At 27.2% G+C, this 23,734-nt stretch carries 14 protein-coding genes, 7 tRNA genes, 2 rRNA genes, 2 pseudogenes and 1 other annotated feature (1 of these 26 only partly in view); of the genes and pseudogenes, 4 read left to right on the plus strand and 21 right to left on the minus strand.

Going from position 1 to position 23,734, the window contains the following annotated elements; translation table 11 throughout:
* Positions 1 to 13: 13 nt before the first annotated feature.
* Entirely contained in the window at positions 14 to 952 is a 939-nt protein-coding gene (locus ACFIJ5_RS00285) for an ATP phosphoribosyltransferase regulatory subunit (RefSeq protein ID WP_379802636.1), read from the minus strand.
* Between the two features lie 482 nt (positions 953 to 1,434).
* A tRNA-Arg gene (locus tag ACFIJ5_RS00290) sits at positions 1,435 to 1,511 on the minus strand.
* Between the two features lie 271 nt (positions 1,512 to 1,782).
* Between ACFIJ5_RS00290 and ACFIJ5_RS00295 the strand changes: the two genes are divergently transcribed.
* From ACFIJ5_RS00295 to ACFIJ5_RS00305, 3 genes are all read left to right on the plus strand, one after another.
* Positions 1,783 to 3,180 carry a pyruvate carboxylase subunit B gene (locus tag ACFIJ5_RS00295; protein WP_379802637.1) on the plus strand — a complete coding sequence of 466 codons (1,398 nt, stop codon included), beginning with the start codon at positions 1,783 to 1,785 and terminating at the stop codon, positions 3,178 to 3,180.
* A 103-nt stretch (positions 3,181 to 3,283) separates the two neighbouring features.
* Complete coding sequence (locus ACFIJ5_RS00300; RefSeq protein ID WP_379802639.1) at positions 3,284 to 3,613, plus strand: phasin family protein; 330 nt, start codon at positions 3,284 to 3,286, stop codon at positions 3,611 to 3,613.
* Positions 3,614 to 3,698: 85 nt separating this feature from the next.
* Positions 3,699 to 5,297: an ABC1 kinase family protein gene (locus ACFIJ5_RS00305; RefSeq protein WP_379802641.1), complete on the plus strand. Its 1,599-nt coding sequence runs from the start codon at positions 3,699 to 3,701 to the stop codon at positions 5,295 to 5,297.
* A 29-nt stretch (positions 5,298 to 5,326) separates the two neighbouring features.
* Here the strand turns inward: ACFIJ5_RS00305 and ACFIJ5_RS00310 are convergent, their stop codons facing one another.
* Positions 5,327 to 5,893, minus strand: coding sequence for a TetR/AcrR family transcriptional regulator (locus ACFIJ5_RS00310; protein WP_379802642.1), 567 nt, complete (start codon positions 5,891 to 5,893; stop codon positions 5,327 to 5,329).
* 179 nt (positions 5,894 to 6,072) lie between these two features.
* Between ACFIJ5_RS00310 and ACFIJ5_RS00315 the strand changes: the two genes are divergently transcribed.
* Entirely contained in the window at positions 6,073 to 6,960 is an 888-nt protein-coding gene (locus tag ACFIJ5_RS00315; RefSeq protein ID WP_379809479.1) for a phosphatidylserine decarboxylase, read from the plus strand.
* A 99-nt stretch (positions 6,961 to 7,059) separates the two neighbouring features.
* Here ACFIJ5_RS00315 and ACFIJ5_RS00320 read toward each other — a convergent pair whose 3' ends face one another.
* The 18 genes and pseudogenes from ACFIJ5_RS00320 to ACFIJ5_RS00405 all read right to left on the minus strand — a co-directional run.
* Positions 7,060 to 9,231: a methyl-accepting chemotaxis protein gene (locus tag ACFIJ5_RS00320; RefSeq protein ID WP_379802644.1), complete on the minus strand. Its 2,172-nt coding sequence runs from the start codon at positions 9,229 to 9,231 to the stop codon at positions 7,060 to 7,062.
* A gap of 205 nt (positions 9,232 to 9,436) precedes the next feature.
* Positions 9,437 to 9,513: transfer RNA gene (locus tag ACFIJ5_RS00325), tRNA-Arg, on the minus strand.
* A 124-nt stretch (positions 9,514 to 9,637) separates the two neighbouring features.
* Positions 9,638 to 10,165 carry a GNAT family N-acetyltransferase gene (locus tag ACFIJ5_RS00330; RefSeq protein WP_379802645.1) on the minus strand — a complete coding sequence of 176 codons (528 nt, stop codon included), beginning with the start codon at positions 10,163 to 10,165 and terminating at the stop codon, positions 9,638 to 9,640.
* A gap of 131 nt (positions 10,166 to 10,296) precedes the next feature.
* Positions 10,297 to 10,387: transfer RNA gene (locus ACFIJ5_RS00335), tRNA-Ser, on the minus strand.
* A gap of 32 nt (positions 10,388 to 10,419) precedes the next feature.
* Positions 10,420 to 10,510, minus strand: a tRNA-Ser gene (locus ACFIJ5_RS00340).
* 101 nt (positions 10,511 to 10,611) lie between these two features.
* Positions 10,612 to 10,702 (minus strand) — tRNA-Ser (locus ACFIJ5_RS00345).
* Between the two features lie 284 nt (positions 10,703 to 10,986).
* Positions 10,987 to 12,264, minus strand: a complete 1,278-nt coding sequence (serS, locus tag ACFIJ5_RS00350) for a serine--tRNA ligase (RefSeq protein ID WP_379802646.1) — start codon at positions 12,262 to 12,264, stop codon at positions 10,987 to 10,989.
* Positions 12,265 to 12,373: 109 nt separating this feature from the next.
* Positions 12,374 to 12,582 (minus strand) — a binding site (T-box leader).
* 93 nt (positions 12,583 to 12,675) lie between these two features.
* Positions 12,676 to 12,900, minus strand: a pseudogene (locus ACFIJ5_RS00355) (DUF1667 domain-containing protein); the annotation flags it as partial.
* Positions 12,901 to 12,934: 34 nt separating this feature from the next.
* Positions 12,935 to 14,332, minus strand: a complete 1,398-nt coding sequence (locus ACFIJ5_RS00360) for an NAD(P)/FAD-dependent oxidoreductase (RefSeq protein ID WP_379802647.1) — start codon at positions 14,330 to 14,332, stop codon at positions 12,935 to 12,937.
* A 131-nt stretch (positions 14,333 to 14,463) separates the two neighbouring features.
* The gene (locus ACFIJ5_RS00365; protein WP_379802648.1) at positions 14,464 to 16,707 is read right to left on the minus strand and encodes an ATP-binding protein; all 2,244 of its coding nucleotides are present in this window, start codon (positions 16,705 to 16,707) and stop codon (positions 14,464 to 14,466) included.
* 210 nt (positions 16,708 to 16,917) lie between these two features.
* Positions 16,918 to 19,641: a UPF0182 family protein gene (locus ACFIJ5_RS00370; RefSeq protein ID WP_379802650.1), complete on the minus strand. Its 2,724-nt coding sequence runs from the start codon at positions 19,639 to 19,641 to the stop codon at positions 16,918 to 16,920.
* A gap of 8 nt (positions 19,642 to 19,649) precedes the next feature.
* A pseudogene (locus ACFIJ5_RS00375) lies at positions 19,650 to 20,812 on the minus strand (DUF362 domain-containing protein).
* A gap of 90 nt (positions 20,813 to 20,902) precedes the next feature.
* On the minus strand, positions 20,903 to 21,418 hold the full coding sequence (locus ACFIJ5_RS00380; protein ID WP_379802652.1) for a transcription repressor NadR: 516 nt from the start codon (positions 21,416 to 21,418) through the stop codon (positions 20,903 to 20,905).
* A 128-nt stretch (positions 21,419 to 21,546) separates the two neighbouring features.
* Complete coding sequence (locus ACFIJ5_RS00385; protein WP_379802653.1) at positions 21,547 to 22,041, minus strand: HD domain-containing protein; 495 nt, start codon at positions 22,039 to 22,041, stop codon at positions 21,547 to 21,549.
* A gap of 64 nt (positions 22,042 to 22,105) precedes the next feature.
* Positions 22,106 to 22,181, minus strand: a tRNA-Ala gene (locus ACFIJ5_RS00390).
* 3 nt (positions 22,182 to 22,184) lie between these two features.
* Positions 22,185 to 22,261 (minus strand) — tRNA-Ile (locus ACFIJ5_RS00395).
* Between the two features lie 9 nt (positions 22,262 to 22,270).
* Positions 22,271 to 22,387: ribosomal RNA gene (rrf, locus tag ACFIJ5_RS00400) — 5S ribosomal RNA — on the minus strand.
* Positions 22,388 to 22,503: 116 nt separating this feature from the next.
* Positions 22,504 to 23,734: ribosomal RNA gene (locus ACFIJ5_RS00405) — 23S ribosomal RNA — on the minus strand (it continues 1,668 nt past the right edge of the window).

Genomic DNA, 23,734 nt, shown 5'->3' on the forward strand with positions numbered 1-23,734 from the left:
TTCTTTTCCTCCTTTATAACAATTTCATCAACGCATCTATATAAACACAAAATCCTATAGCTGGTACCTTTCTACCAAATTCTTGTGTAAAAGAATCATATCTACCTCCACTAATAATTTCATGTATAGAACCATTACAATATCCTTTAAAAACAACTCCATCATAATAATCCATTTCTGTGGTCATAGATAAATCAAAATGAATATATTTGTGATCTTCTTCATCTATACATTCATATATATTTTTCAGCTCAATTAATGCTTCTTTCATATAATCATTCATATAATACATATTTACTTTTTTTAATACTTCATAAAAATCACCTTGAAAATCTAAAATATTCTTTAAACAGTCAACTAATTCACTATTTAAAGAAAGCTTATTTATATAGTCAATAAGAGCAAAACGACTTTTTCTATAAAGTAAATCTTTAATTTTTTCTTTATGTTCTTTTAATTTTTCCTCTCTTAAAAGCCCATCAATATATTTACTATTATTAATTTCTACAATAAAATCTTCTGAATACTTTTTTAAAATCTGAAGAACTAATGTAATCATATCTCCATCACCTTCAGACGAGTCTTTTCCTATATATTCAACTCCCATTTGATAAAAATTTTGAATCTCTCGTTTTTCATCTGACTTAAAAACAGTAGTATTATAAAATACTTTTATATTTCCATTTTCCTTTAAGCAAGGAATAAATTTTTTCATCAAACTTGTTGTAACATCAGGTCTTACTATTAAAACATCTCCATTACCATTTAGCACTTTAACCATTGATTCTTTTTTAATTCGTTGATTTAAAAAATCAACAAAATCATAATCTTCAAAACAATTAGGTTCTATGTAAGTATATCCTTCTTTTACAAACATATTTTCTACTTCTCTTTCTGTCTGAAATCTTTTATGATTTCTATAAATTTCATCCATTAAGTTGAAAAATGCCATATTAATCTTTCCTCCCCTAGTATAAGAAATCTTCAAATATATATTTAACCTTATATATGTAAAATGAAAATTCTAAACCATTATTAAAATAAAGAAACTATAGGCGATACCTATAGTTTCTACTATTTTCTATAGATACACCCCTTAAATATTTATATAACAATAAGAGGTAATATCTATCTCCTTCGATAACTAACCCCTCTTTAAATGATGATGAAATTTTCTACAAAATATTAATAATGATTTCATAATTCTCTCCTTCTTTTTCTTAATTATGTGTCAATGCTTTATCACTTTATCTTATTAAATCGTTAAAGTATTGTTGATATTATACCATCAGGTTTATTTTTTGACAAGCACTATTTACAGAATATTTGTACTTTAAGCAAAAGACTTTTACATCTATACTATAAAATTTTTATCATATATAAAAAAATAAAAGCCTTATTTTTCTTAAATATTTAAGAAAAATAAGGCTTTCATGGTGCGCCCGAGAGGAATTGAACCCCCGGCACGCGGTTTAGGAAACCGCTGCTCTATCCTACTGAGCTACGAGCGCATATTCATTTTACCTTATTATTTTATTACAATTTGAATACATTGTCAATTTTACATTTTAATTCGATATAATATTTTTTTATATTTCTATGTTTAATTTTAAATGATTTATCTTTGTAATACACCATTTAATTATAAAATCACGATATTATGTTTTTATTAAATCATAATTTGCAAATGTTTCTGAAAAATAAATGATTTATTGCATGAAATGAATGATTTTTTTATAGGTTTGTGCTAAAATACAAGTAATTGAAAATATTCTTATAGAGGTGATAACATTGAAAAAAGTTAATATAACTGAGACTATATTAAGAGATGCAAATCAATCATTGATAGCTACAAGAATGTCATTTGATCAATTTGCACCTATATTAAAAGAATTAGATAATGCAGGATATTATTCATTAGAGTGTTGGGGTGGAGCTACTTTTGATTCATGTTTAAGATATTTAAATGAGGATCCATGGGAAAGGTTAAGTAAAATAAAATCAGTAGTTACTAAAACACCTTTACAAATGCTTTTAAGAGGTCAAAATATATTAGGCTATAAACATTATCCTGATGATGTAGTTAGAAGATTTATCAAAATGGCTGTATATCATGGAATAGACATAATTAGAATATTTGATGCTTTAAACGACTATAGAAACATAAAAGTTGCTATGGATGAAACTAAAAAACAAGGAGCTCATGCACAAGGTACTATAGTTTATACTGTAAGTCCTATTCATGATGTTGATAATTACACTAATCTTGCAAAACAACTTGAAAACATGGGAGCAGATTCTATATGTATAAAAGATATGGCAGGACTTCTAATGCCAAATATAGCATATGATCTTGTTAAAAATATAAAAGAAAATGTAAAGATACCTGTATTTCTACATTCTCACTGTACAAATGGACTAGCTGAAATGTCTTATCTAAAAGCTGTTGAAGCAGGTGTAGATGGAATAGATAGTGCAATTTCTTCATTATGTAGTGGTACTGCTCAACCACCTACTGAATCTATGCATTATGCATTAACTTCAGCTGGATATAATACAAATCTCGATAAAGATAAATTAACAATAATAAATAATTTCTTTAAACCAATAAGAGAGCATTTCATATCTTCAGGAAGATTAGATCCTAAAGTATTAACTCCTAGACCTGAAGGATTAATAAATCAAATTCCTGGTGGTATGCTTTCAAATATGATTTCTCAACTTAAAGCTCAAAATTCTCTTGATAAATTAGATTCAGTTTTGGCTGAAGTTCCAAAAGTTAGAAAAGACTTAGGATATCCTCCTCTTGTAACTCCTATGAGTCAAATGGTAGGAACTCAAGCTACTGTAAATGTTTTAACTGGCGAAAGATATAAGATGATATTAAAAGAAGTTAAAGCTTATTGCAGAGGTGAATATGGTAAAGCCCCTGGAGAAATAAATAACGAAGTTATGAAAAAAGCTCTTGGAAATGAAACACCTATAGAAGGTAGATACGCATCTACTTTACCACCTGCATTTGAAAATGCTAAAAAGGAAATATCAGAATTATCAACAAGAGAAGAAGATATTCTTTCTTATCTGTCATTTCCTCAAATTGCTAAAGAATTTTTATCAAATAGAAATAACAACCCTAGTGTTGAATATACACGAATAGAAACTAAAAGTACAGCAGTTTAGTTAATAAATTATTAAACATATATTTAAAATATATAATTATATTTTCCAATACAGTATAATAATTATATAAATAAGGAAATACTGTATTAGGGAGGTCATATATATGAAAAAAGAATTTAAAAGTATTCTTCTTGCGGGAATAGGCTCAGCTGCATACACTTATGAAAAAGCATCAAGTTTAGTAGACAATCTTGTTGAAAAAGGTAAGCTTACTTTAGACGAAGGAAAAGAATTATCAGAAGAATTAAAGAGAAATATAAAATCTAAAACAGAAGTTGTAAAAAATAAAGCTGAAGATATAAAACCTGTAACAAAACAAGATATAGCAGAACTTTTAAATGAAATGAATTTTGCAAGTAACGATGAAGTAACTTCCTTAAAACAAAGAATAATAAATCTTGAAGAAAAAATAGATAATTTAAACAAACAATAACAATAACATATAATTAAAAGCCCATTTGGGCTTTTAATTATATATTATAAGCTAATACGCCTACTAAAAAAGGGTGATTTATAAAATGAAACAATCTGTTAAACGCTTTAGAGAAATTGTAAAAACTTTGACATTCCACGGATTCGGTTTTCTTGTAGATTCTAAACTTAGCAAAGGTCCTAAGGCCCCTGAAAACCTTAGAAAAGCTTTTGAGGAATTAGGTCCAACCTTTATCAAAATAGGTCAAATACTAAGTACACGACCTGATATTTTACCTGATAACTATATAAAAGAATTTTCTAAACTTCAAGATAATGTAGCACAAGAAACCTATGAAAATGTAAACCATGTTTTTTTTAATGAATTTAATACGAATATTGAAGATGTTTTTTTAAATTTTAATAAAACACCTTTAGCTTGTGCCTCTATAGCTCAAGTCCATGAAGCTAAATTAAAAACTGGTGAAAATGTTATAGTTAAAATCCAAAGACCTAAAATCTCTGAAAAAATGCGCTTAGATTTATCTATATTATCTAAAATATTTTCTCTAACAAAAACTAAATTTTCTGATGCATTAATCAATCCTAAAGAAGCTGTAGATGAACTTATAAAATCCACTAAAATGGAATTAAATTTCGAATATGAAGCTAAAAATATAAAAAAATTTAAATTAATAAATCAAAATGTAAAATGTATCTACGCACCTTACGTAATTGATAATTTATGTGGAAAAAAAGTATTAACTATGGAGAAAATTAACGGTTTCAAAATAGATAACACTTTTACATTAAAAGAAAACGGCTATGACTTAAATGATATAGGTAAAAAATTAGCTCTTTCTTACTTTAAACAAGTATTTAGTGATGGCTTTTTTCATGGAGATCCTCATCCTGGAAATATACTAATACAAGATGGTAAAATATGTTTCTTAGATTTTGGAATAATGGGAACTATATCAAATTCTTTAAAAGAAACTTTGAATGATATAATTTTAGCTGCAGCATATAATGATATAAATAAAATGATATCTGCTGTTTTTTCTATAGGAATAAAAAAAGGTTATGTAGATAGGAATAACCTATATGAAGATATTGATTATATACTTGCTAGTTACTTAAATACTAATTTACAAAACATAAAAATATCAGTACTACTTCAAGAAATATTTGATGCATGTAAAAGAAATAATATTCAACTTCCAAAAGATTTAACACTTCTTATAAGAGGAATGGTAATAATAGAAGGAGTAGTTGCAAAAATTTCCCCAGAAATAAAAATTTTAGATATAATTATACCTTACGTAAAATCAAAAAATAAATTTGATTTTCTTGAAAATTTAAGCTTTGATGAACTACTATTAAATTCTTATATATTTTTTAAAGATACACGAAAATTACCTACTAAAAGTCTAGAACTAATTGATAGTATATTAACTGGTAGAGCTAAAGTTCAACTTGAACACAATAACTTAAAAAAACCAGTAAACCAACTTAATAAAATGGTAAATAGAATTACTTTTGCACTAATAATATCTTCTATGATAATAGGTTCTTCATTAATACTAAGTTCAAACTTAGGACCTAAAATTTATGATATGTCTATAATAGGTTTATTCGGTTTTTTTATAGCTGCTATAATGGGTTTTTGGCTATTAATCTCTATAATGAAATCTGGGAAAATGTAAATAGGACTAGATTTCTAGTCCTATTTACATTATATTTCTATTCCTTTTAATGTATATGTCATTAACTCATCTATAACTTCATCTACTTCTTGTTCATTTCCATTAATAAGTTCATATACTTCTGCTGAATATAATGTTCCAAGAAAAATATATGCCATAAATGATGGTTTCCCTTTTTTTATTTTTCCTTCATTCATAGCTTCTTTTAAAATTTCTTCAATGAATTCTATATAAGTTTGTATTACATTTCTTATTTGTAAATTTCTTATTTCCTGTCCACATAAATGACTCATTATTACTTTGAAAAATTCTCTATTTTGATAAAGTAAATTTAGCTGAGTTTTACATAATGTTCTTAACTTGCATATACACTCCTCTTGCCTATTTACTCTATATTCCACTTCATCTTGTATAATCTTCATACCCTCTTCTACTATATATTCAAATATTTCTTGTTTACTTTTAAAATGATAATATAATGTTCCTTTAGCCACACCAGCATTAGACGCAATCTCATCCATAGTTGCACCATCATACCCATAAATAGAAAATATTTTTATACCCGATTCAAAAATAACTTTTTTAGTTTTATTCACTTCTCTCACTCCATTGAAACCTATATTTTGACTGGCAAGTACAAATTTAATACAATCTAATTATACTATTTTATTAACTACAAAAGTTAAGTTATTTATAATTAATTTCTAAAATCCAAAAAAATAATGATATAATAATTATTAAATTAATAATTATTTTAAAAGGAGTATTTATAATGATTATAAAATACTATAATAGAAATAAAAAATTCTATGAAATTGAACAGGTAGCAGGTGCTAAATATTTAAACTGGACTTATTCTTCACCACTAGGTATGAACTTACTAGAATTGTTAATAAAGAAAAAGTTGTTTTCTAAAATATATGGTACTTATTGTGATACTAAATTTAGTAAAAATAAAATAAATAAGTTTATAAATGAATTTAATATTGATATGTCTATGTATGAAAAAAGTAATTTTAAATGTTTTAATGATTTCTTTATTCGAAAATTAACAAAAAATTCTCGACCTATTCCTAAAGATAAAAATATACTTATTTCTCCTTGTGATGGAAAAGTTCTAGCTTACAATAATATAGATATAAATAATTTAATACAAATTAAAAACATAACCTATAAACTATCTGACCTTATAGATGATAAAAACATCATATCAAAATATAATAACGGTTCTTGTATTGTATTAAGACTTTGTCCTACTGATTATCATAGATTTCACTTTATAGATGATGGTATATGCTCTAAAACTATGAAAATAAATGGATATTATTATTCTGTAAATCCTATAGCCCTTAACAACATACATAAACTATTTTGTCAAAATAAAAGGGAATGGAGTATATTTGCTTCTGAAAACTTTAAAGACGTATTATACATAGAGGTAGGAGCTACTTGTGTAGGATCTATTATTCAAACCTATAAAACTAATGAGAAAATTAAACGAGGAGATGAAAAAGGTTATTTTAAATTTGGAGGATCAACAGTTATATTATTTTTTAAAGAAAACACTATAAAAATTGATGATGATATATTAAAACAAACTAAACTAGGATATGAATGTTCTATTATGTTTGGAGAACAATTAGGAATCAATTTAAATCAATAAAAGGATTAGCTAAATAAGCTAATCCTTTTATCATTTATTATATTTGGAAACATATCTAGGTTTGTGTAAATCAAATCTATGTATGTTCCCTATCATCTATTATATTTTGAATTTATAAGTAATCTTTTTTAATTTTTCTGCCCTTTCTCTGTTTTCTATAGAACTATTTTTTATATTACCTATCTTATCTGAAATTTGCATTACTTTTGAAGAAATACTTTCTACACCTTCAGCTCCATTATTTACATTTTTATTTACTTCTTCAATAGCCTCTACTATATTTTTTATAGTTAAATCTAGTTCTTCAGATTTATTTGTAAATTCTATCATAAAACCTTCAAAGTTGTTTGCATCATCTTTGTATTGCTGTCCCATCTTAATTAATTTATCATAATCAATTTCAACTTGTTTTTCTACGAAATTTAACATTTTTTCTGAACTATTAGTTAAATTTTTTACTGATGAATTAACTATCTTAACTACATTCTGTATATCTGTTGCTATACTAGCTGACTGCTCAGCAAGTTTTCTAACTTCATCAGCAACAACAGAAAATCCTCTTCCTGCTTCTCCAGCTCTAGCAGCTTCAATACTTGCATTTAATGCTAATAAGTTGGTTTGTTCTGTAATATCTATAATTCCATTAGCCAAAGTTTCTATACGCTTAACTGCCTTAGCTTGTTCTATAGCTTCTTGAAGTTGTTTTTTTACACTAACATATATATCCTTAGAACTTTTTATCGATTTATATGCTCCTTGTGATAAACTATCTGCCTCTTTTACAATTGTTTTTGTTTTATTTGAACCTTCTTGCGACTTATTAGCAATAACACTCACTGAATTCTCCATACTACCTGATGATGCAGAAATTTCTTCAAAAGATGCTGCTACCTGTTGAATTGATGAAGCTATTTCAGATGTATCTTGAGAAGTTTCTTCTGCTTCAATATTTAATTTTTCAGTAAGATTGTCCACTAAGAAAGCATTTTTATCTATTTGTTCTCCCGCCTCAATAAGTTCTTCAACTACATTTCTAAGAGTTTTTCTCATATTAAAAATGGAATTAACTATTAACCCAACTTCATCCTTTCTTTTAGCTAAATATTTATATTTATCATTATGTGTTAAATCTAAATTAGCAATTTTATTAATAATGTTTGTCATTTTACTTATAGGATCTATAATCTTTGTAGATATAATCGTTCCTATTAAAACTGACACAATTATTATTATTAAAACAATAACCGCTATTCTCTTTGTAAATTCATTAATTGGTTGTTTTATTTCTTTTTCATGACAAGATAAAACTAACATCCAATTAGTCTTAGGTATAATATTATAAGCAGCTATCTTATTAATTCCTCCATAATTATAATCTATAACTGAATTATTGACCTTTTGACCTTTTTTCATTTTTTTCACAACATTCTTGAAATATTTAACATTTATAGACTTTCCCATCTTTTCTTTTACTGGATGATAAATCAAACCTCCATTCTCATCTATCATATATGCGTAACTATTCTTGGTATCTCCTACTTTTACATTCTTCAAATATTTTGAAAAACTATCTGCATAAACAGCCATTGCAGTATATGCTATTACTTGATCATAATTTTCAGGGTCTTTTATAGGGCTTGTAAAGATTACTATAGCCTTTTGGGATTTATTAGAATTTATTGTTTCACTAACAAAATAATTTCCCCCTAATGTCATTGTATTAAAATTTTGTTTACTTAAATCTTTTCCAATATCTGACTTATCACTAGAATTAAATATCTTTCCTTTACTATCTACTAAAAAAATATCTTCAATGTAAGATTTACTATTAGTATAATCTCTTAAATACTCAAAAATTTCATTCATCAGCTTATCGTCTTTAACTTTATTACCATGTATATTCTTACTAACTGTATACATACCTTTGTATTTAGATAAATTTTCAATTTCTAACTTATCTCTTTCTAACATTGTTATTATAGTTTCTACAGCTTTTTTATTAACTGAAGTCATTTCACTTTTACTTTGTTTAAAAAGAATATTTGAAACTGCATTATATGTAAAAAATGACGTAACTACCATTGAAATAATTACAATTAATGAAATGAGTAAAGGTATTTGTTTTTTTATAGACATAAAATTCTTTTTATCACTTATTTTTAATTTATTTTCGTCTTTTGAATTTTGTGATTTATTTACTTTATTAAAAATATTAAGACTTTTTATTTTAGAATTATGCTTATATTTCATATTTTTATTTAACCTTCCCATTCTCATTCCCCCTATGAATAAAAACTAATAGTTAATAATATTTATCGTATAATTATACTATTTCTTTATTATTCCAAAAAATAATATATTTTAACATACCACCCTTAATTATTAAGTATAGTAATTATTTATAAATATTTCAACTATTATCCTTAAAATATAAAAAAATAAAATCTATGATTTAAAAAATCACAGATTTTTTCATTGGTGCGTCAGAGAGGATTCGAACCCCCGACCAACTGGTTCGTAGCCAGCTACTCTATCCAACTGAGCTACTGACGCAAATATTTATTTATCAACAACATATCTATATTACCATAAAATAAATAAAAAATCAATTTTAAAATCTAATTTACGTATATTAGTAAAACTTAAAAATTTAAAAATTAATATTATATTTTATCTATTAATCATTTACCATATATTCACTTTTTAATATAGCCATAATTAAAACATCTATGTATTTTCCTTCTACAAAATATCTTTGCTTTTTAATTCCTTCTTCTTTAAATCCACACTTTTTATAACATTTAATTGCTCTTTTATTTAATTCAACTACTTCTAACTCTACTCTATGAGCATTTCTATTTAAAAATAAATATTTCAATATAGTATTTATGGAATCTTGTCCATATCCCCTATGCCAAAATTTTTTACCTACAGTAATACCCAAAGAATAAATATTAGGTGCATCTTGAGCTTGTCTATATGTTAAATATCCTATTACTATATTTTTTTCATTTACAATACTTAAATATTTTACTTTATTATTATTTCTTATCTTGTCAATATTCTCTATGATACATTCTCTACTTGGTAATATTATATACGCACCATCATACTTTCGTACTTCTTCATCGGATAGTATATTATATAATATATTAATATCTTTTGTTTCAATAGATTTTATGAGAACTTTTGTTCCTTTTAACATATAATCCCCTTCTTAGTATTTGTAGTATTTTTTTTATTATAACTCTTAAATAAATAAGCTTCAAGACTTATAAATATTAACCATTTTATATTTATAAAATAAAAAAACATCTAACTAAAAGTTAGATGTTCTGGCGGAGAAACCGGGATTTGAACCCGGGCGACGGTTACCCGACCTACGCCCTTAGCAGGGGCGCCTCTTCAGCCACTTGAGTATTTCTCCATGTCCTACAAAGTATATTATATATATTTAAATGGCGGAGAGATAGGGATTCGAACCCTAGGTACGCTTCCACGTACGCCGGTTTTCAAGACCGGTGCCTTAAACCAACTCGACCATCTCTCCATATTTGATGACAAATACTATTATAATAATTTTATTGTAAATTGTCAATATTTTTTAGATATTTCTCTATGTTCTACAAAATATATTACATATTATTTAAATGGCGGAGAGATAGGGATTCGAACCCTAGGTACGCTTCCACGTACGCCGGTTTTCAAGACCGGTGCCTTAAACCAACTCGACCATCTCTCCATGTCTGACGACAACACTTATTATAATAAATATAATGTGATTTGTCAATTATTTTTTTGAATTTTATTGTTTATTATTTATTTCTTTATAAAATAAGTTTTCATATTATTTAGTATCTATACAAAATCAAGTTATTTTACACATTCATCCTCACTTTACTTCATTAATCGTGAGGACGAATGCTAATTAATATTCCATAAGAATTAGTAATTAAAAAATAACTCTTATGGAAGTGGCTGCTATTTACTTTAAAAGTTCAATTAAGAATTCTCAATTCTCAAATACTATTTTATGATTTCCTTACCCATATATGCTCTTAAAGCCTCTGGAATTGTAACACTTCCATCTTCATTTTGATAATTTTCAAGAATTGCAGCAACAGTTCTTCCTATTGCTACTCCAGAACCATTCAAAGTATGAACAAATTTTGGTTTAGCTTTTGGATTTTCCTTATATTTTATATTAGCACGTCTTGCTTGGAAATCTTCAAAATTACTACAACTTGAAATTTCAACATATCTTGCATAACTTGGCATCCAAACTTCTATATCATACTTATATGCAGCAGTAAATCCTAAATCTCCCTTACATATTCTAACAACTCTATATGGAAGTCCTAATCCTTGAAGTACACTTTCCGCATCATTAGTTAATTTTTCTAATTCTTCATAAGATTGTTCAGGCTTAACAAACTTAACAAGCTCTACTTTATTGAACTGATGTTGTCTTATAAGTCCTCTAGTATCTCTTCCTGCTGAACCTGCTTCTGATCTAAAGCATGCGCTATATGCTGCATATTTTAAAGGAAGATCTTCTCCCTTTAAAATCTCATCTCTGTGAAGATTAGTTACAGGTACTTCTGCTGTTGGTATTAAAAAATAATCATTATTAGCTACTTTAAAAGCATCTTCTTCAAACTTTGGTAATTGTCCTGTACCTGTCATACTATCTCTATTTACCATGTAAGGTGGTAAAATTTCTTTATATCCTTTCTCTTCAGTATGCATATTTAAGAAATAATTTATAACTGATCTTTCTAATCTCGCTCCAAGTCCTTTATAAACTGTAAATCTTGAACCTGTTACTTTTCCCGCTCTTTCAAAATCTAATATATCAAGATTAGCTCCAATATCCCAATGTGCATTAGCTTTAAATTCAAACTTTCTAGGTTCTCCCCATCTTCTTATTTCTACATTATCTTTATCTGATTTTCCATCTGGTACTAATTTATATGGTATATTAGGTATTCTTAACATTATATATTTTATTTTTTCATCTATTTCATTAAGTTCAACATCAAATTTCTTTATTTCTTCAGATAGTTTTTTCATTTCAATTTTTGCTTCTTCTGGACTTTTTCCTTCTTTTATTAGTTTACCTATCTTTGAAGACTCTTCATTTCGTTTCTTTTTTAATTCCTCTACTTTTACTAATATTTCTCTTCTTTTTTTGTCACAATTAACAATCTCATCAATTATAGTAACATCAAAATTTTCTCCTCTATTACCTAATGCTTCTTTTACTTCTTCAGGATTTTTTCTTATTCTTTTTAAATCTAACACTATAAATTCCTCCTCTATTTATTAATATTTATAGAATTGTAAGTTAACAAATTTTTATAATGAAATAATATTTTTATCCAAAAAATATAAAAAGAGCTCTTTTGTCCCTTTTAGGGACGAAAAGCTCCGCGTTGCCACCCTAATTAACTAATTTTTATATAATGTTAACCAGTTCTCTTATATAAAATAACGGTTTTATCCGTACTGTTCATCACAATCCCTCCGAGGTGGATTCACAAAATAAAAGATATCAATTTACACCAACCACTGACTCTCTTAGTTCTCTCATTATGTTACTAGCCTCTTCACCAGTTTACTCTATAAGTTTTTATAAATACTACATTAAGGTTAATTTTACATTTTTGTTTACATAAAGTCAATATACTATATTTTTAAATTTCAATTTTCCTATTAATTATTTTTTTCTATATTTTCAGTACAAATTATGTCTACACCTGTATTTAAAATATTACTACAAACAACATCACCTTGTTTAATTGGTGCACCTACATATAGCCTACTTAAAGCTTTTGAACACTCTATCCAAAGTTTTTTATCTATAGCTCTACTACTTTTAACAGACACAACATTATATTGAGAGCCTTTAATTCTAACCAGTGTAGTAAAAATATCCTCGTTCATAAAATCTCCTTCTTTTCTAATAAATTATTTAAATTTCATCAAATTCCTTAATTCTGCTTAACAATATTTTTGACTCCTTTGAATCTTTCACTATATCAGTTATATTTTTATTAGTTTCTCTTGCCAAAATGGAAACTATCTTATTTATACAATTTGATCCTTGACAGCTTCCATACGCAGCACCTGTTCTTCTTTTAACCCCTTCTACTGTTCGTGCACCTAAAGGACGTCTTATAGCATCTATTATTTCTCCTTCAGTAACTTTTTGACATGCACAAACTATCTTACCATATTTTTTATTCACTTGTATAACTTTTTCTCTTTCCTCGTTTGATAAATCCCTAAATCTATAAAATTCTCTTCTTTTATCTGTAAAATCTTTATTCAATTTACAATTCATATTGCTAACTACAGTCTCACAAATCATCTTAGCTATAAAAGGCGTCATTGTCACCTGTGCATAGTGTTTTCCATCTATTTTTATGTATCCCTTATCAATACAACTATCATCTATTAATATATTATCATTATAATAATCACTTTCATAAAAATTATTTATATACTTTTCATCTATGTCACCAACTAAATTTGATATTTGATTTATAAAATATTGATAATCTATATTTTTTTTACTATACATAGCTATTATACTATTTTCTTGAAATGTGGGAATTATGGCAATTCTACCTCCTTTTTCACTCATCATAAACACTATATTAGATAAGTCTTTACAAAAACTTTTATCTAACAAAAAGTATTTTATATTGCCTACACTTCTATAATTTGTATCTTTTTTTCTGAAATCAATACTATACTTTTCACTTGGAGTTGTATTTATAACTATTTTACAAGTAAATTTATTCTTATTAGTTATAACCTTATACCCTTTTGAACTTTTTTGTATATCTTTAACTTCTTCTTCTAATTTAAATTTAACTCCATTATCAAAAGCTATCTCCCCATACGCAATTGCAAGATTATAAGGACATACTATTCCTGTATTTTGAGAATATATAGCTTTTTTAGCCTTAATATTCAAATTTGGTTCAATCTCATATATATATTTATTACTTAAAAGTGCAATATCATTTATTCCTCTTTTTATACCTCTACTATATATTTTTTGTAATTTCTCTTCTTCATCTTCGTTTCTAGCTAATATCAAAGAACTCATTTTTTTAAAAGGAACGTTAAACTTTTTAGTTAAATTATTAAATAATCTATTGCTATTTATCTCTAATTTGGCCATCAACTCTTCTTCTGTTTCTAACCCATCATATACTATAGCAGTATTCACAAGTGAAATATCATCAGCAATATCATAATCTTTTTCTATTAAAGCTATATTTAAACTATACTTGGAAAGTTCATATGCTATAGCACATCCTACCATACTTCCCCCTAATATAAGAACATCATAATCCATAATATTTCCTCCCTAAAAAACATACTACTTTACTTATTATATTATTTTTTTTACATATATTAAATATATAAAAAACACCAAATACAATATTCTTTATATCATATTTAGTGTTTTCATATTTTTATACATTATTATATATTCTTATGATTCCTTCGTATATCATAATATACAAGCATCTCTTTTAATTTTTTCTTATTTATAGGCTTATTTAATAAAAAATCTATATTTTTAAGTTTAGATTTATCAAAATTTCCTACCCATCCTGTCATTAAACAAAAATATGTATTTTTCTCTAATTTTTTCGCCATCTGAGCTACTTGAAGTCCATCCATGTTAGGCATTGAAAAATCACAAAGTACAATATCATACTTTCTTCTTTTCAATTCCTTTTCTATATTGTCACAAGAGCAACTCTTTAATTTACACTTACAAATAGACATTACCATATCTGCTATTACTTTTCTTACTCTGTCCTGGTCATCTATTACAATCATATTTCCATTAAAATTTATTTTATCATTACTTACTTCTAATTCTTTTTCACTTAATTTAATTTTACATATAGGTAATGTTATATAAAAAGATGTCCCTACATTTTCTCCACTTTCTACTTTTACATTTCCTCCATGAGATTGTATAATTTTATAAGATACACTCAACCCTAGTCCTGAGCCTTTTACACCTTTAGTTGTAAAAAATGGTTCAAAAACTCTTTTACTTATTTCATCATTCATTCCTACTCCATTATCTCTCATCTCAATATATACGTTTTTATCGTCTTTATCTGTAAGTATCTCTATTTTTCCACCTTTAGGCATTGCATCTATAGCATTAGATATTATATTAATAAATACTTCTCTTATTTCTGTTATATTTCCTTTAACTTTAGAATTTGATTTAAGCTGAGGTATAACTTTTATTTTTATTCCATTTAATGCACTTTGTCTTAACCACTTGTCTTTTGTTAAATCAATACAATCTAATAAAATATTATCTATATCAAAAATTTCCCATTCATCCTTATTATTATAACTTTTTGTTATTTTTTTCACTTTATTTGTTATGTTTTTCCCATCATTCGCACACATTTCAATAACTTCTAATTGTTTGATTATATGTTTATCATTTGTTTCTTCTTTTAACATTTGAACTGAACCTACTATTGGTGTTAATACATTATTTAAATCATGTGCTATACCAGCTGCCATTTCTGCTGTAGCTCTTAATTTTTCATTTTCTATCAATTTACTTTGCATATTTAAAAAATTCTTTTGTTCTTGAATTAAATAAAATGCAGTTTTACATATTGATTCCATATAATCTAAATCTTCTTTATCGATTTTTTCCTCATTCATATATCTTCCAATACAAATTACCCCAGTTATATTTTGATAATATTCAACATATATTCCTACACATGATTTCAAATCAATCTTCTTAAACTTATTTTTAATTATTTCATCATTAATTTCATCAATATTTAAAAGTAACACATTTTCATGTTGTTCTAGTAACTTTTTATTTAAAAGATTAGCATATTTTATAAATCCTTTATCATTAATTAAATGATATTTATGTTTTTTCGTTATTCCATTACAACTATCTACAGATAAAATATTTTCTTTTTCCTTTAATGAAGAATAAATCACACAAAAATCTACATTACATAAATTCTTTATTTTATCTATCATAGCATTTTTAAATTTTTCTTCATCCCACGTTTTGGGTATACTAGATAATTCATCGTTAAACAATACTAGATTATTATTTTTATATTTTAACTGTGCAATAGATTGTACCAACCATATACATTTTGAAATTTCATTTTTTCCATTAAATAATATTTCTTCCTCTCTATCTATTATAACAACACCATTAAATTTATAACATAAGTTTGTAAATACCTTATAATCATAAGTATTATTATTTATATATATTAAGTTTTTAACATTATCTTTATTAACTCTTCTATATATATTCTCTACTGCTTTTACTACCTTGTCCAATTTAGATGGCCTCTTTGCTATATTCTTAAAATCCCATATTATTCGTATCTTATTTTTAAATAATGATATAATCTCTAATATATCTAAAAAATCTCTATCATTAGTATTATAATTTATAGAATCATAAACTTTAATCCTTAAATTTCCCTGATTAATATTATCATTTATATATTCATCATAAGATAAAAAGTTTTTTTCTATATCCTCATATGATATATTATCTGTAAATATTAAAATTCTTTCTTTATCTTTTAATCCATTATATATAAATCTTTTAATAATTTTGGGCAACCTTATCAAATTAAGATTGTCTATTCCTACACAAAGCAAATTGTTATATTCTCTACACTTTTCTTCTCCCAATTCCATATTATCCCTCTAATTAAAAATATTTATTATTTGCATTTCGACATTCTTTTCTAATTTCCTCTATTTTTATTAATCATCACTAAAATTTTTACATATCTATTTTAAAATATATATGTATTTTTTACAACTTTATTTAAATTATTTGACAATTATTATATACTAAGATTTTAAAGAAGGAGTCTTTTATAAAACTCCTTCAACAAAAATAGTTTACTTTGTACTAATATTCCCCAATAATTCCCCTAATTCTTTTATATACTCTCCATATTTAGCCCAATCTCCTCTTTTTTGAGCTTCTACTGCTTTATCATATAAAGTTTTAGCCCTCTTTATGTTTTTATCTATATCTCCTGTAATTTTATCTATATCTACTGTATCTTTCTTTTTGGTAGTATCTTGTATTTCATCTTTTTTACCATAGTTAAATATTTGTTTTATAGCATCATCTATATCCTGAGCCAAAACCATTTTATCTCCATAAGACACTATTACTCTTTTCATTTGAGGTATACTATCTTTTCCACTAGCTCTTATATACAAAGGTTCTACATATAATAATGAATTTTCTATTGGTACAATTACTGTATCTCCAAATTGTACTTTTGAACCTTCCTGATTCCAAAAAGATATCTCTTTAGATATTACAGGATCTTGTTTTATATTTTGTTTAAATAAATAAGGACTATCTATTGACTCCTGTGGAAATTTATATAGATTTAACTTACCATAATTATCTTTATCCATTCTAGCACAAAATAATGACACCATGTTATTCTTCTTATTCACATTAAAATATTGAAGTATAACCATTTCTTCTTTATTTTCTTTTGGAAGTTTCATTATAACATAAGATGCTGAATTTCTTTCATCATCTTGTTCTACATTATTTACTTGCTTTTCATTCTTTGATATTTCCCACAAATCATCACTACTATAAAATACCAACGGATTTGTAACATGATATTTCCCTAATACTTTACACTGAATATTGAATAAGTCTTCAGGATACTTAAAATGTTTCTTTAAACTTTCTGGTACCTGTTTATAATCTTTAAATAATTTAGGAAAAATATTAGAAAAACTTTTTACTATAGGATCATTTTTATCCACTATATAAAAATTTGTTGTTCCATCCACCGCATCAATAACAACTTTTACAGAATTTCTTATATAATTTATACCATTATAAGGTTGAGAAAATGGGTATCTATTAGAAACAGTGTAAGCATCAATTACCCAATATAATTTTTTATTGTCTGCTACTATATAAGGATCTTTATCATACACCAAAAACGGTGCTATTTTCTTTACTCTATCTACTATATTTCTATTTATTAATATTTTACTATCGTTAGTTATGTCCTTAGATAATAGAAATTTTATATTTTTATTATAAAGAGAAAATAGAACTTTATTTGCAAAATTCATTTTTATTCCTGCTTTTCCTTTATAATTAGTCATCTTATTCTTAGAACCCTCAGGGTAATCAAGTTCTCCCAATTTAGTATTAACTATAGCATAATCATTAGTTTTTTCGCCAAAATATATTCTAGGATTATCAATTTTAACGTTTAAATTATTCTGAATTGGTATATCTTTTACAACAAAATCTGGTTTACCTGAACTTGTAACAGTATTAACTTTATTCATAACAATGCCATACCCATGAGTATATGTTAAATGTCTATTCTGCCATGTATTAGCTTTATCTTTCAATAAATCAACATCTATTTCCCTTGGTGAAACAAAAACTTGTGTATATCTATTATTAATATTATATCTATCTACATCAATATCATTAAATGAATAATAATATTTTGAAACTTGAAGTTGATTATAATATTCTAATGCTGGTTTAAATGAATTAATTTTTATATTCTTTATAGTATCTTCATTATTTTTTAAACTTTTAGTTGTTAAATTATTTTTAATAGCATACTGACTTTCTTCAGTTTTATCAATGTTAAATCCTTTTCTTGTATATTTAATATTATGAGTTATATATTCTTGCTCAACTGTCTTTTCGTTAGATCTTACTATAAGATTTTGAACTATAATAGCTGCTGCATTTTCTACTACTATTAAACCAACTATTATTATTATAGAAGCAAATATAGGTTTAACTTTAGAGGTTAATACACTAATAAAAACAACTATAGAAGCTATTAATGATACTACAACTATTATTTTATAAAATAATAAACTAACTTTTACATCTGTATAACTAGCACCAAAAACTACTCCTCTAGGTGAATAAACCAAATTCCATGCTTTAATCATATATCCTAAAGATAACAAAAGTAAAATTAGAGCAGATACTATAGCTAACTGCCTTCCTGCAAATTTTGTAAGTCCGCTTTTAAATTCTTTAGCATTTTGTAAGGATCCCCTTATACTCATTCTATCTTTTGCATTTAATAAAAAATATGTTATTAAAGTTACTACTACTAAAACAATTAACAATATCATAAATATATTATATATAGATTCAATAAGTGGAAGCTTAAATATATAAAAAGATATATCTATATTAAATATAGGATCTGTAACATTAAAATTCTCTGCATTGGTAAATTGGAGAATCCTATACCAATAATTTGTTGATATAGATATAGATATTATCAACGAAACTATAATATCAAATATCATAAAAAACTTATTAGATTTTTTAAATGTTATTACTTTTTTTTCACTATTCCATTTTTCAACACATTTTTTTAAACTTCTATAATATAACCATATTGTAATATATATTAAAATAAAAACTGGAATCATTAATTTAAACACTGCACTTATTTTAGTTAAATAAACAGATAAATAATTAACTTCTTGAAACCATTTTATATTAACAACAAAATTTACTATTGTATCTAAAAATAGTGCTACAAAAATTATAATTCCTATAATCGTAAAACCTGCATATCTCTTTCTCAAAGTTTTACTCACCTCCTATTTATTTTTAATAATTTTCCCAATGGTGTATGCTTAGTCTGTATAGCACCTGCAGGACACAATTCTTGACAACAAAAACATCTTATACACTTTTTCATATTCCACACAGGAACTCTTTTTCCTTTTTTTGAATCATATTTATTACATTAGGTTTTTCTGGGCAAACCTCTGCACATCGCCCACAACTTATACATTTATCATATATTAATGATGGATTAGGCGCTATCATATCTCTCAAAAAATTAGTTACTGCAGGATTTATAAAATAAAAATTTCCTCCCTTTCTACAAAGCTCAAAATCTTTAACCTTCATTTTTTCAATTTTTTCACCTAAAATTTCTATATCTTTAGGTAATACTGCTCCCCAATTATTATCATATACCTCTTTTAATACTGGTGTATCTATAGGGTTATCATATCCTATTAACCTAACAGCAGTAGAATCTACAGCACTCAAACTTTCACCCATTATAATAGTATCCATTTTTTTAGGTTTACCATTTTTAGGTCCATTACCTTCCATAGCTATAATTCCATCTAATATAGCAAAATTAGTATTTACTACAGTATTTAGGTCTAACAACATTTTACAAAAATTATTAGCATCTGGCATTCTCGTATGCCATGTTGCTTTTTGAGTACCAGGTATACATCCAAACTGATTTTTAATTGCACCTGTATAATAAGCCATAGCATGAGTTTTTAATTTAGGTAAGCTTATTACTACATCTGACTCATAAGCTATTTTAGCTACATTCCATGATTTACATAAAATAGAATTGTCTAATTTAATATGTACAGATTCATTAAAATCATTAAAATGTACATTATACCTCTTAGCTACTTCCATAAGTCCACATTTTTCTGCGGCTTTTTTAGAATCTCCAAAGCCTGGAGAATCTCCAAATGTTATATTATTAGAATAATCTTTTATTATTCTAATAACAGCCTCAAAGATATTATGATTAGTAACAACAGGAGATTGTTTTTTTTCTATACTAAGCATATTAGGTTTTAGTAATACTTTACTTCCTGTTGGTATTAATTGTTTTAAAAATTTATCACCACCTAAAAGATTAAAACCTTCCCTTAATTTGCTTTCAATTGTATCTACATTATATTCTGTACATTTTAAAAGTGCTACCTTTTCCATTCATACCTCCACACTAAATTATTCTAATAAATTCTGTTTTTATAACTTAAAATACACTATTATATTAGATATTATACTCATTTTAAATAACTAATCTAAAATTAAAAAGTTTTTCTTTTTTAATTCTCCCATTATCTTATTCATATTTGCTTCATCTTCAGTTTGTATAGTATGTAAATGGACTCCCCCTGTTAATATTGATAAAGGTTTAGCATTTTGCTCTTTCAGATTTTTCATGAAATTTTCTATGTCATATAAATTCTTTATCATTAGTATTCCTCTAATTTCACCATATACAGGATGCTCCACTATTACATCTTCTACTTTACCTCCATATTTTATTATTATTTCCAATTCTTCTTTTATATCTTCTTTATTATGATTAAAAGCTAATACTTTTTTTACAGTACCATATACTTTATTAATCATCATGTACCCTTCTGGAGTCGCTACAATCTTTTTCCCAGCGGCTCTTAATATAGCTATATCTTTTACTATAACCTGCCTTGTTACTCCATATTTTTGTGCTAATTCATGTCCTTTATGCGGCCCATTACTATTTGTTAAAAGTTGTTCTATGCTTCTTCTTCTTTCTTCTGAATTCATAATTTCCTCCACTTTTTTAATACTATATTTATATTTTATCATTCTATTTAAATATTTTACTATATTTCATCAAAAAAACTAAAAAAATCTAAAGTATTTTTGAAATACTCTAGATTTATCACTTATAATCAATTTTTATTATCATATTTTTTTAATATATTTAATTCAATATCATTTATTATTTTATTATTATGATGATTTTTAACTAAATGTAATACTTTTTTATTAGCTTCTATTTTTTTTAATATTTGATATCCTTTATATGCATGGTTATAGTAAACATCTACTTTTTTTATGTTTTTATATTTCTTTAGTTTACCATTAAATAATTTATCTAATATAACTAACACTGATTTATCAATTACATTTAATTTGCACTCTATTTTTCCTATATCATGTAATAATGCTGCTTTCATAAGTTCATTATAATATTTTATATTATTACTTTCATGTAATTCACTTATATCCTTTGCTACATTTACACAATGTTTCTGTTCGCAAGTACTTAATTTGTTAAATAATTGAATTTGTTCACTATTTAAATATTTTTCTACAAATTTCATATCTTCACTAGTAATTTTAGAATTTATTGACCAAATAAATTGTTTTATTCTATAAAACACTTTTATTTCTCCTTTTTTTTACTAATAAAAAAAGCAACCTTTCTAGGTTGCATGTTCTGATTTATGGTGGAGATAAAGAGATTCGAACTCTTGACCCCCTGCGTGCAAGGCAGGTGCTCTCCCAACTGAGCTATACCCCCATATGGTGGACCTTCAGGGACTCGAACCCCGGACCTACCGGTTATGAGCCGGTTGCTCTAACCAGCTGAGCTAAAGATCCACGTTTTTTACCTGGCGACGACCTACTCTTCCACAGGGCTTCCCCTGCAGTACCATCGGCGCTTCAAAGCTTAACCGTCCTGTTCGGAATGGGAAGGGGTGTTACCTTTGAGCCATAATCACCAGATTTTCCTCATCAAATGAGTACGTTATGTATTATAACCTTTTTTTCTTCATTTTGTCAATACTTTTTTGAAAGATTTTTTATTTATTATTCTTTCAAAATTGCACAGTGTTAATTATTTGGTCAAGCCCTCGACTTATTAGTATCAGTCAGCTTAACATGTTACCACGCTTACACCTCTGACCTATCAACCTGGTAGTCTTCCAGGAGTCTTACTAGCTTACGCTATGGGAAATCTAATCTTGAGGTGGGCTTCACGCTTAGATGCTTTCAGCGTTTATCCCGTCCCAACATAGCTACCCAGCTATGCCATTGGCATGACAACTGGTGCACCAGAGGTTGGTCCATCCCGGTCCTCTCGTACTAAGGACAGCTCCTCTCAAATTTCCTACGCCCGCGACGGAAAGGGACCGAACTGTCTCACGACGTTCTGAACCCAGCTCGCGTGCCACTTTAATGGGCGAACAGCCCAACCCTTGGGACCGACTTCAGCCCCAGGATGTGACGAGCCGACATCGAGGTGCCAAACCTCCCCGTCGATGTGGACTCTTGGGGGAGATCAGCCTGTTATCCCCGAGGTAGCTTTTATCCGTTGAGCGATGGCCCTCCCACGAGGAACCACCGGATCACTAAGCCCGACTTTCGTCCCTGCTCCACTTGTATGTGTCGCAGTCAAGCTCCCTTATGCCTTTGCACTCTGCGCGCAATTTCCAACTGCGCTGAGGGAACCTTTGGGCGCCTCCGTTACATTTTAGGAGGCGACCGCCCCAGTCAAACTGCCCACCTAACAATGTCCCGTGACCAGATACATGGCCTCCGGTTAGAATTTCAATACTGTCAGGGTGGTATCCCAAGGACGACTCCATAGAAGCTGACGCCCCTATTTCTAAGTCTCCCACCTATCCTGTACAGACAATACCGAAATTCAATGCTAAGCTACAGTAAAGCTCTACGGGGTCTTTCCGTCCAATCGCGGGTAGAGGGCATCTTCACCCCCACTACAATTTCACCGGATTTGTTGTCGAGACAGTGCTCAAATCATTACGCCATTCGTGCGGGTCGGAACTTACCCGACAAGGAATTTCGCTACCTTAGGACCGTTATAGTTACGGCCGCCGTTTACTGGGGCTTAAGTTCAAGGCTTCGCTTACGCTAACCAATCCCCTTAACCTTCCAGCACCGGGCAGGCGTCAGCCCCTATACATCAGCTTTCGCTTTAGCAGAGACCTGTGTTTTTGCTAAACAGTTGCTTGAGCCTATTCACTGCGGCCTGCTCTCGCAGGCACCCCTTCTCCCTAAGTTACGGGGTTAATTTGCCGAGTTCCTTGACAACAATTCTTCCGCTGGCCT

Source organism: Haloimpatiens myeolchijeotgali (assembly GCF_042688525.2).
In the GTDB taxonomy this organism is placed as follows: domain Bacteria; phylum Bacillota; class Clostridia; order Clostridiales; family Clostridiaceae; genus Haloimpatiens.

Bases quoted from the DNA above. Each gene is read 5' to 3' on its own strand.
- ACFIJ5_RS00305 (WP_379802641.1), top strand. From the start codon at position 3,699: ATGAAACAATCTGTTAAACGCTTTAGAGAAATTGTAAAAACTTTGACA.
- ACFIJ5_RS00330 (WP_379802645.1), bottom strand. From the start codon at position 10,165: ATGTTAAAAGGAACAAAAGTTCTCATAAAATCTATTGAAACAAAAGAT.
- ACFIJ5_RS00285 (WP_379802636.1), bottom strand. From the start codon at position 952: ATGGCATTTTTCAACTTAATGGATGAAATTTATAGAAATCATAAAAGA.
- ACFIJ5_RS00360 (WP_379802647.1), bottom strand. From the start codon at position 14,332: ATGGATTATGATGTTCTTATATTAGGGGGAAGTATGGTAGGATGTGCT.
- ACFIJ5_RS00365 (WP_379802648.1), bottom strand. From the start codon at position 16,707: ATGGAATTGGGAGAAGAAAAGTGTAGAGAATATAACAATTTGCTTTGT.
- ACFIJ5_RS00320 (WP_379802644.1), bottom strand. From the start codon at position 9,231: ATGGGAAGGTTAAATAAAAATATGAAATATAAGCATAATTCTAAAATA.
- ACFIJ5_RS00300 (WP_379802639.1), top strand. From the start codon at position 3,284: ATGAAAAAAGAATTTAAAAGTATTCTTCTTGCGGGAATAGGCTCAGCT.
- ACFIJ5_RS00380 (WP_379802652.1), bottom strand. From the start codon at position 21,418: ATGAATTCAGAAGAAAGAAGAAGAAGCATAGAACAACTTTTAACAAAT.